Source organism: Delftia sp. CH05 (assembly GCF_009827015.1).
Lineage (GTDB): Bacteria > Pseudomonadota > Gammaproteobacteria > Burkholderiales > Burkholderiaceae_C > Comamonas > Comamonas tsuruhatensis.
Map to the genome: position 1 here is coordinate 1 of NZ_WUMG01000080.1, position 9488 is coordinate 9488.

Annotated in this window: 10 protein-coding genes and 1 pseudogene; 10 read left to right on the forward strand and 1 reads right to left on the reverse strand. The window is 58.7% G+C overall.

Annotation, left to right across the window (positions count from 1 at the left end; translation table 11 throughout):
* A pseudogene (locus GRX31_RS29700) lies at positions 1-417 on the forward strand (sprT domain-containing protein); the annotation flags it as partial.
* On the opposite strand, the gene GRX31_RS29705 reads toward GRX31_RS29700, so the two are convergent.
* Positions 414-1418, reverse strand: coding sequence for a tyrosine-type recombinase/integrase (locus GRX31_RS29705; RefSeq protein ID WP_160856129.1), 1005 nt, complete (start codon positions 1416-1418; stop codon positions 414-416). The pseudogene GRX31_RS29700 and the gene GRX31_RS29705 sit on opposite strands and share 4 nt — an antisense overlap.
* 226 nt (positions 1419-1644) lie before the next feature.
* On the opposite strand from GRX31_RS29705, the gene GRX31_RS29710 reads away from it, so the two are divergent.
* From GRX31_RS29710 to GRX31_RS29750, 9 genes are all read left to right on the forward strand, one after another.
* Positions 1645-2388 carry a DsbC family protein gene (locus GRX31_RS29710; protein WP_237426821.1) on the forward strand — a complete coding sequence of 248 codons (744 nt, stop codon included), beginning with the start codon at positions 1645-1647 and terminating at the stop codon, positions 2386-2388.
* Positions 2385-3272 (forward strand): hypothetical protein, encoded by an 888-nt coding sequence (locus GRX31_RS29715; RefSeq protein ID WP_160856133.1) that lies wholly within the window; start codon positions 2385-2387, stop codon positions 3270-3272. Before GRX31_RS29710 ends, GRX31_RS29715 begins: the two co-directional genes overlap by 4 nt.
* Entirely contained in the window at positions 3269-3823 is a 555-nt protein-coding gene (locus tag GRX31_RS29720; RefSeq protein WP_160856135.1) for a lytic transglycosylase domain-containing protein, read from the forward strand. Before GRX31_RS29715 ends, GRX31_RS29720 begins: the two co-directional genes overlap by 4 nt.
* Positions 3824-3834: 11 nt before the next feature.
* Complete coding sequence (locus GRX31_RS29725) at positions 3835-4650, forward strand: TcpQ domain-containing protein (protein ID WP_237426822.1); 816 nt, start codon at positions 3835-3837, stop codon at positions 4648-4650.
* A complete protein-coding gene (locus GRX31_RS29730; RefSeq protein ID WP_160856137.1) occupies positions 4640-6373 on the forward strand; it encodes a secretin N-terminal domain-containing protein in 1734 nt (577 codons plus the stop codon). The genes GRX31_RS29725 and GRX31_RS29730 overlap by 11 nt, the downstream gene beginning before the upstream one ends.
* Positions 6366-6998 (forward strand): hypothetical protein, encoded by a 633-nt coding sequence (locus tag GRX31_RS29735; RefSeq protein WP_160856139.1) that lies wholly within the window; start codon positions 6366-6368, stop codon positions 6996-6998. Before GRX31_RS29730 ends, GRX31_RS29735 begins: the two co-directional genes overlap by 8 nt.
* Before the next feature lie 10 nt (positions 6999-7008).
* Positions 7009-8403: a hypothetical protein gene (locus tag GRX31_RS29740; protein ID WP_160856141.1), complete on the forward strand. Its 1395-nt coding sequence runs from the start codon at positions 7009-7011 to the stop codon at positions 8401-8403.
* Positions 8404-8411: 8 nt separating this feature from the next.
* A complete protein-coding gene (locus GRX31_RS29745) occupies positions 8412-9251 on the forward strand; it encodes a hypothetical protein (RefSeq protein ID WP_160856143.1) in 840 nt (279 codons plus the stop codon).
* Positions 9252-9284: 33 nt separating this feature from the next.
* Positions 9285-9488 (forward strand): transposase (locus GRX31_RS29750; protein WP_202396769.1); only part of this gene is annotated, 204 nt, incomplete at its 3' end.

The window sequence follows — 9488 nt, forward strand, 5'->3', positions numbered from 1 at the left end:
GGCCGGCCCGGAGGGAAGCGTACGGGCGACATGATGGCCGACTACGCCATCGCAGGAGGGCCCTTCCTCGGGGCATGCGAGCAGTTGCTGACGGACAGCTTCCAGATCAGTTGGTACGACCGTTTTCCTGCGATCGAGCACGTGCTCAGCGGCCAGTGGAGCATGGCCACGCAGCTGCAGGGCATGGCCGGCACCACGCCCCCAATGGCGACCGTACCCGCTTTGGCGCAGGCAGTGCGGCCAGTGGCCCACACGGTGCCCACAGCCGCCGGCGGACCAGACTCGGTACAGCCGTTGAACAAATCGAACCGCATCAAGTACAGCTGCACAGGCTGTACTGACCAGATCAGCGTTTGGGGCAAGCCAGGGCTCAAGCTCATCTGCGGCGAATGCCAAGCTGCATTTGTAGATCACTAGCCGTGTTGGTTTGCGCTGCCCCAGCGATGAAATGGCGTGTATGTCTCACCGCGGGGATGATGCTGACGGACCAGTTCATGGTCATCCAAGCCGTGCCTGGACACATAGATGGTGGTCGTCTCCAGTCGCTGGTGCCCAAGAAGAAGCCGAATAGCGTCGAGGGGCGCCCGGCCTTGGTAGAGGTGTGTAGCAAAGGTATGGCGCAAACTGTGGGGAGTGAGGTCTAGACCGCATGCGGCCGCGTGCTTTCGCACCATCCGCCACAACTGAATGTACTGATAGTCAGGATAGCGCCCGCTGGACACGAACAGGCGTTTTGAGGCCTGCGGGACGTGCCCACCACGACGCAGAATCATTGGACGCGCATGTTTGTATTGCGCAATCCATTCCAGTGCAGGCTCCCCTAGAATCACCAGACGTTCCTTCATCCCTTTTCCCATAAGCCTCATGCAACGGCCTTGTAGGTGAAGGTCACGCGGCAATCCCAAAAGCTCCGCAGCGCGCAGCCCTGCCCCATAAAGGAGTTCGAGGATCGCACGGTCGCGAATGCCCTCTATCGTCTTGGTGTCAGGGCGTTCAAGAAATTTCCGCATCTGGGCTGCGCTGGGCACAGTAGCCGGAAGTCGAGACGACGCACGTGCGGGTAGCCAAATCCGAGCAATGTCTATGTCTACGTTCTTACCAACAATGAGCTCGGCTTTGGCCCACTTGTAGAGCCGCCTCAGGCACCATCGCTTCTTGCGAAATGTGGATGCAAAAAGCGTGTCTTTTGCGACCTGCAGGTACGCCTGGAGATCGCCCGGAAGAATTGCATCCCAGGCACGACCAGTTGCCTCAAGAGACCATTTGTTGAAGGCACAAACTTCAACTTGAAGCGTTGCTATTGACGTTTCCGACATTCCATCGACCAGAAAAACGTCGGTTAAAAAATCCTCGAAACGGGGATCCCAGCCCTCATGTCGGAGCTTGCCCTGGTGCATCCAGGGATCTTTTCTATCCATGCTGTCCTCAAGTGGCGGGCCAGCACGGATGGCGTAGAGAGCCGTCCCTGCTGGCGAGACGCACACCTCGACGCGCCAAATTCTAGATCAAAAAAAAGTCCAAAAGTCAAGCGTAAAACGTTCGGTATGTATCGAACGTTTTACGCTGGAGTGTCCGAGGAGGGCTGCATACAGTGCGCCCATGCCTACCCACCCCCCTCTCCACACGTGCGCACGCCTAGTACGCATGGCCCTGCCCGCTGCTGTTGCTGCGGCCTTCCTCACTGTCTGCACAACGTCTTTCGCTGAGGGTGTCTCAGAAAAAGTGGCAGGACAGTTGAGGGCAGCGATATCAGCCAATACCGGCAACTCGGTCCGAGTTGACGAGATCAGCCCCACGCCAATCAAAGGCATCTACGAGGTTCTTTCGGAGGGGGAAGTATTTTACGCTGATGAAACAGGTCGTTACAGTTTCATAGGTGGATCACTGATGGATCTGAAGCAGCGCGTGGACCTCACTGCGCGGCTGCAGGACAAACGGATGGCCATTCCGTTCGATCAGCTGCCGCTCAAACACGCGATCAAGGAAGTCCATGGCAACGGCAGCCGGGTGATGGCTGTTTTTGAAGATCCGAACTGCCCCATTTGCAGGGTGTTCACGAAGTTCGTTGACCAGATCGATGATGTGACGGTCTACAGGTTCATGCTCCCGGTCATCAGCCCGCAAAGCCAGAGTCTCGCGCGCATGGCCTGGTGCTCTCCTGACCGTGCCGGGGTTTGGAAGGCGATGATGGACGGCGCCAGGCCCAAACTGCCTGAGGCATGCAACGTCGATGGCCTGGTCGAAATCCTCCGAACTGGCGAGCGCTACCAGATCAACAACACCCCCACCGTGGTCCTTGCCAGCGGCAAGCGACTGGTTGGAGCCACCCCTCCCGAGCAATTCCTGGAAGAGCTCGAAAAAGGCGGACGTGTTGGGGGGCGCAAATGAAGCTGTTGAGATTTGTTGCGGACTGGCGCAAACGGTCTCCGCTCACGCTCGCCCTCGCCCCGGTAGTCGCGCTTGCGGCCATCGTCAGCGCGGCTGACATCGTCACAGCGATTCAGAACTCACCGAGTGCGAGCCCATGGCTCAAGCAGAACGCCCAGGCTGTCGCCAATCTTGCAATCAATGTCGAGAGTCGCGGCGATACCAGTGCCTATAACGGCAGCTGCTGCTATGGCGTGCTGCAGATGAATCGGAAGAATATTGAAACCTATGCTGGTGTTTCTCCTGAGGTCTACAGAAACCAAAGTTTGCAACAGCAGATCAACGCGTGGACCAAACTGACCACCAGTGCTTTGAATTCCTCAGTGGTGCAAGACCTCCTGGCACTTGGGACCTTCGATGGTCGACCTGTGGATGGGAACCTGGTGCTGGCCTGTGTTCAGCTGGGAATTGGCAACTGCCAAAGGATGATCAATTCCGGTCGCTGCTCTGGATTCGCCGACAGCAACGGGACCACGATCTGTGGCATGGCAGATCGTATGGTCGGCGGCACAGGAACTTCGCCCGGTGGGAATGGTGGGACCGGTGGGGGGACCAATCCTGGCACGGGTGGAGGCAGCGGTGGTTGGAAGCCCATTCCCGAAGTGCCCGTTGCTCAAAGCCTCGAAGAAGGGTTCCGGCAGGCCTCGGGCCAGAGCATGGGGAACGTGCGCAAGACCATCCTTACCATCGGCATCGGCGCCACCGCAGTGATTGTGGGCTCAGCCTTGCTGGCCGTATGGCGCCGCTATGCGAAGGGTGGATTGGCCGTCGATCAGTTTTCGCGCCATGCTTTGCAGGCCGGGCTTCTCCTTGCATTCATCGCGCTTGCGATGACCGTCGCATGAGCAGGCTCCGAATAAGCAATCTGGCAGCGGCCATTGGGCTCACCGCCCTGGTCGGCTTGGGGGCGCATGCAAGCACGCTCGACTGCCTGCGAGGCCACAAGACCAACGCCCACTGCCGGCAGATGCTCCAGAGCTACTGGCAGCACGAACGAGCTATCACCGCCGTAGCGCTGCACTACGGTCTGGAGCCCGCTCTGCTCAAGGCACTGGTTGCCGTCGAGAGCCAATACAACGCCCATGCACGCTCCCCTGCCAATGCCAGGGGCTTGGCGCAGGTCCTGCCTGACACCGCGCGAGGTGTTGGGCTGCAGGACGCCGAGAGCAACCTCTACAGCCCCGTGCTGGGCCTTGCCGCCGGCGCCGCATATCTGAGAAAGATGTGGTTCGAGTTCAGGGACTGGCCCCTGGCCCTGGCTGCATACAACGCCGGCCCGGGCGCGGTGCGCAAGCACAAGGGCATCCCGCCCTATCGGGAAACACAGCAGTACGTGCCAAAGGTGCTCGCGCTGTACCGCGAGTTCGCTCTTGCGGACGCTGCAGCGATCCGCTGAAGAAACCAGGAATGAAGATGAAAAAACACATGCTCGGTGCATGCGCCACAGCCGTGGCCATGTCCGTCTCCTTGCCTGCGCTGGCCAATGGTCCCGCAGGCGGCAACGACTCCCGTGATGCCTTGCTGCAGGCCCAGGTCGCCATCTCATGGAGCGCCAGGGTGTCCGAGTTCGGCCAGCTGATCGCCCAGCGCATCGGCGTGCCCTATCTCGAAATCTGCCCCACGAATCCGCAGCAACTGGTGCAGGTCGAACAGGGCGACACGGCAAGCATCGGCGATGCCCTGCGCACGGTGAACCAGCAGCTGCAGCCTGGCCAGGTCCTGGAGTTGGCCAGCACCGCAGCAGGCCTTCGGCTTGAGCTTGCCAGGACGAGCCCTCTGAGCCCGACCTCGGCGCCCTGGGGCTCCGCCGGCACCGGTGCGCCGTCAAGCACTGGCAGTTGCGACCAGGCCGGTGCCCAGGAACTGGCCGCGCGCCAGAGCCGTGCTGTCGCCTCGGTCCAGATCACTTCCTCGGCAGCTGGCGCGCAGGTGGCCACGCAACGCTATGTGCTGCGGGAAGGTCAGCCAGTGCACGAGCAGCTGCAGGCCTGGGCCCAGGCTGCAGGCTGGAAGCTCATCTGGTATCCGCGCGTGTCGTGGCAAGTCATTTCGAGCTCGGCCTTCAGCGACGACCTCGATGTCGCTGCAGCCGTAGAGGCCGTGGTCACGATCCTCCGGGCCGAGGGCAAGCAGGTCCTGCTGACCGTGGCGGCCGCAAACAAGGTCATGGAAGTCACGTCCACCGACATCACCGCAGAAAGCAAAGACGGCAATGAAGAATAAGCACCTACCCCAGCGCCTGACATGTCTCGCCACGGCGATCAGCGTGCTGCTCCTGCAGGGCTGCACGACGATCCAGGAAGCCGAGAAGAACACGAAAGCGGCCAACGACCAAACCCGCCGACTGTTGACCGAACGCACCCAGATCGCCGCTCCTGCCGGCGTCACTCGCCTGGCAGTACCGCGCATCGCCGGCAAGGAAATCCGCCTGCACAAAAGCCAGTCGCTGCCGGCAGTTTTCGACAGCGAAATCGCCTACGCCACACATGGCTCGCAAAAGCTCAGCGAGGTTTTGGAAGAGCTCGGCACGCGCATCGGCATCCCGATTGCAGCAACTGAAATCGTAGGCGCGCCGGGTGCAGACCTGGGCCAGCAGGGGCAGGCCCAGGCCGCCGGCACCAGGGGCATCAATGGCTTCACGCAGGTCGAGCACAACGGATCGGTGAAGGCCTTGCTCAACGACCTGGCCCAGCGCAACCAGGCGTCGTGGCGCTACGCCGGGTCGCGCAATGTGATCGAATTTTTCCGGTTCGAGACCCGCACTTACGACATGAACATTCCGGGCGGCGCCAAGGCGCTGTCGGCATCGATCAGTCTGTCGGCCACCGGCTCGGGCTCCAGCGGTGGAGACAGTGGCGCCGGTGGCAACTCGGGCAGTGCCGGAGGCAACAGCGGCACGGTGTCTGTCACACAGAACCAGCTGATTGACCCCTGGACATCGATCATGAGCTCGGTCCAGGCCATCCTGGGAATCCAGCCAGGAACTACATCTCAGACGCGCAGCGCGAACAGCAGTGCAGGTGCTTCGGCCGCCGGTGGCTCAGCTGGCGGAATTGGCGGTTCAGCAGGGTCCGGTGCCGGGTCATCGAACTCCAGGCTCGCCGTGGCTGGCCAGGACGGATTCGCCGCCGCTACACCAGAGCTCGGGATCGTGACAGTCACGGCCAGGCCGCACAGCCTGCAGCGCATCAGCACCCTGCTCAACTCGATCAACGCGCGCTACGCACGCAACGTGATGATCGACCTGACCGTTTACAACGTCACGCTGGCCAAGGAGCAAGCCGCAGGCCTGTCGATGGACATGGTCTACAAGCAACTCAATGGCAATGGTGTGAGCCTTGGGGGCACGAGTCCGATCCAGCCGTCGAACGGACAGCCTGGTCGATTCACTGTGAGCTTCGCCGACGCCAATTCCCGGCTCAACGGCACCAAGATCATTGCAGAGGCACTCAACACGGTCGGTAGCGTGGCGCTGTTCAAGAAAGGCCAGTTCCTGGCCATCAACGGCCAGCCGTCGCCCTTCCAGGTCGTCCAGGACCGCATCTTTACGGCCACGCGCCAGACATCTCTAACTGCAAACGTTGGTGCTCAGACGACGGAGCAAAAAAGCCGTATCACCACGGGCCTGACGGCCAACGTGGTGCCGCTGATCCTGGGCGACAACCGCATCCTGCTGCAGTACCAGTTTGAGCTTTCATCGGTCACAAACATGAACCCTGAAGTGGCCAATGGCGTGACCACGTATTCACCGGAAGTGGCACGGCAGAGCATGCAGCAGCAGGCCTTCGTCAAGGACGGCGACGCCCTGGTGCTGTTTGGATTCGATTCCGGCAGTGAGGAAGTCAACGACCAGCTGTCGATCGCGGGCGCGAGCAAGCGCGGCCGAGGGGATCGAACGATGTCGGTGATCGTGATGCAGGTGTATGGAGGACAGAAAAATGGCTGAGCAACGCAATGCCCCCAAGGGCAAGCTCATCGTCGCAGGCCTGGTGGCCGCTGCACTGGTCGTCCTCGCAGGCCCCGGCCTGGCCCAGCAGAAGACGCCAGCCGACCTGGCGGCCGAGAACGAAGTGCAGCTGCAGCTGCTGCAGCAGCAGCGGCAGATCCGCGACATGCTGGGCACGGACCCGATTGTGGGGAGCCTCCCAACGGTCGTGTCGGTGATCATTCTCGATGGCAAGAAGACGGCCCGCCTGGCCCTGGCCAACGGCGCCGTGCTGACCTTCTCTGAGGGCGACGAGATCGCCGAGCGCATGACGCTGGCCAGCGTCGCACCCCGCAAAGTCCAGGTCCGGATCGAGCCCCTGCCGAATGCCAAGAGCAAGAAGCCAGTGCCCATGACGCTGGCGTTCAAAGCCGGCGGTTCGCCGGCCGGATCGTCGGCACCTGGAACGTCCTGGCCAGGCCAAGGAGCAGCGGCCGGCATGCCGGCGGCGCCGCTGGCCATGCCTGCAGGGCTTGTCCAAGCGCAGCCCGCCCTGCCCTCGCCCGGCTCGGCCATCTGGAACGGCCCAATGCCCAATCAAATGCCTACGCAAGCCGGTCAGCCGCCTGCGCAAAGCAACCCGTGAGGCGTCACAGATGCTAAAGCGCGCGTTCAAGAAGGCCAGGACTGAGCCAACACTCTCCGCAAGTGAAATCGCACCGGATTCAGTTTTGTCATCCGGCTTTGATCAGAGCTCAAATCAGATATGGAAGATCGATGGCTACAGGTTGGCTCTCGGTTTAACTTGGACCGAGGCAGATAGTCTCAAGACGGCAAAGCGCTTTGTTGGAAAAAACAATGCCTATTTGACTTTGAGTGTCAGTGGTCAGCTGAACGTGGCCAAGGGCACATCGCAGATGGCAGGCTGTTTTGCGGGAGCAGCGCTTGTTGCTATGCTTCTGGACAATGCACTTGTCTTTCAGAAAATTGCAGAAGAGACATTCTGGATATGCCTGATCAAGGACGGTGTACCTCAGCCTACGTTCGATCGAATCGTCTATGACGCCGAAGAGGCAAAGCAGGCGTACTCGACTGCAGCCGAATACATTCCACACGATGGAGTGATTGTCGGAGATACAATCAATGCCAGATATACCATCCAAAAGATCATAGAGGCCGCAAAAGACCTCAAATCTGAGGAACTGCAGCAATGTCGACTGCGGAAAAATGGTCTGGATATAAGAAAGATCTTTGCTGCGACCATCCTTGTGACAGTCGCTGCCGCATGCTCGTATTTCATAGCGACCCAGCGTGAGAACCTGCGCAATGAAGAGCGTCGAATGGCCGCTCTAAAAGCGTTACTCCAAAGTCAGCAAGAAAAGCGAGCCCAAGAGAAACGAATAGCCAATCTGATTCAACAATACCAAGAAAAAATTGCATCAGAGCAACGAAACTTCGGTCTGCAAGAAGTCGCACTGTCACAATGGCATGAGTGCGAGCAAGTACGAAAATCGCTGCCATACACTTCGATGGGCTACAAGCCGTCGATTCTGAAATGCGATTTCCAAACGAAGAAAGCAACCATTGAATGGTCCCCCGCAAATTCCCATACACGCATYGCGGACCGCACAAAGCTCCCAGGAATCCTTGATCCACTGAACACTGAAGGCCCTATCGTCTCGGATTTTCCGATTGGCAGAAGTGCAGTACACGGGAATCCGGCCCAGAAAGTAGATCCAAGARTCGTGAAGATGGCKATTYTGGATTGGGCATCCCGTAATCTCAAGAATCTCAAATTCTCGCAGGAAGAAGAAGTCACCTTGCGCCCGCCTTCTGAAATCAAAGGCCTGGCCGGCGTTAGCGAATACAGGTTAGGAAGAAAAATCCAACTGCAGCTGAACACTGCCAGTAGCAGCGATCTCTTGAGCATGCATTGGGCCGTGGAAATCCTGAATAAATATCCCATTAATTTCGAACGAGTGATTTGGAGCAATCCCACAGCGGTGGGCGCGCAGGTTAACGCCTTCACAACGCTCTATATCCTGGAATAGGTCAAAAAATGGAACTCGGTATCACATTGAGAATGCCCGGGCGACGGGGCGAGAAACATCAAGATCAGCATGCAAAAGCCAAGGAAGCGCTCCAGCAGAAATTGAAGGACCACAACGAAAAGCGTGCCGTGCTTGAGAGATACGCTGTTTCTGACGTAGCGGCAGTTCCTGATGGTGAGTATGTCAATCTTCATAAGCTCACGCACCCCCTGGGTGAACAGCATCTGGAGCACTTCGCAGCCATACAGAGCGACATGCTTTTCGAGCAGAAGATTGTCGGCTTCGCCCTCAATCAGCCACTCGCAGATTCCAAGAGCTCTAAAAGCCATCGGACCTATTTGCTGATGACTCCTGACATGTATCTGCAAAGCAGAGGCATGTTGGACGTTGCCCAGCGTCTGAAGGCAGACAACTATCAAAATATCTATCCATTGATTTCCACTTGGGAAATCATACGGGCGGTACACCACAACAACGCACGCGAAATCAGCAGCTCGGATTCCGAACAAACATCAACACAGACGCGCGTGCGGCAATTGCTATTGGACGCTGCAAAATCAGGTGCATCAGATATCCATATCGAAGCACGCGAGAACAAGGCCGAAGTCTTGCTCCGTATTGATGGTCGTCGGTACAAGATGGGAGACATCTCTTTGGCCACTGCTGAAGACTATGGTTCGGTGCTCTTCAATTTTGAATCTACTGACATCGCCCGAAAAGGATCTTGGACCAAGCGAGAAATCAAGGACACCAATTTTGACGTGTGGGATGACCCTACAAAGAAAAACAAGCGCCTATTGACTGTGCGGTTCCACTCAACTGCCATACATCCAGATAAGAGTGGCTAACACCACTTCGTCACAGGCCCCCGCAGAGCAGTTATGCTCGCTGCCCTCATGGCACGACGACCTGTAAGCAAAGAACTGTGGCGACAGCTACAACCCCTCATCCCTGCCTTCGTACCTTCCGCCAAAGGCGGTGCGCGCAAGCTCGCAGTCAGCGATGAAGCCGCCCTCAACGGCATCCTGTTTGTGTTGCAAACAGGCATTCCGTGGGAAGACCTTCCCCAATCCCTTGGGTACGGC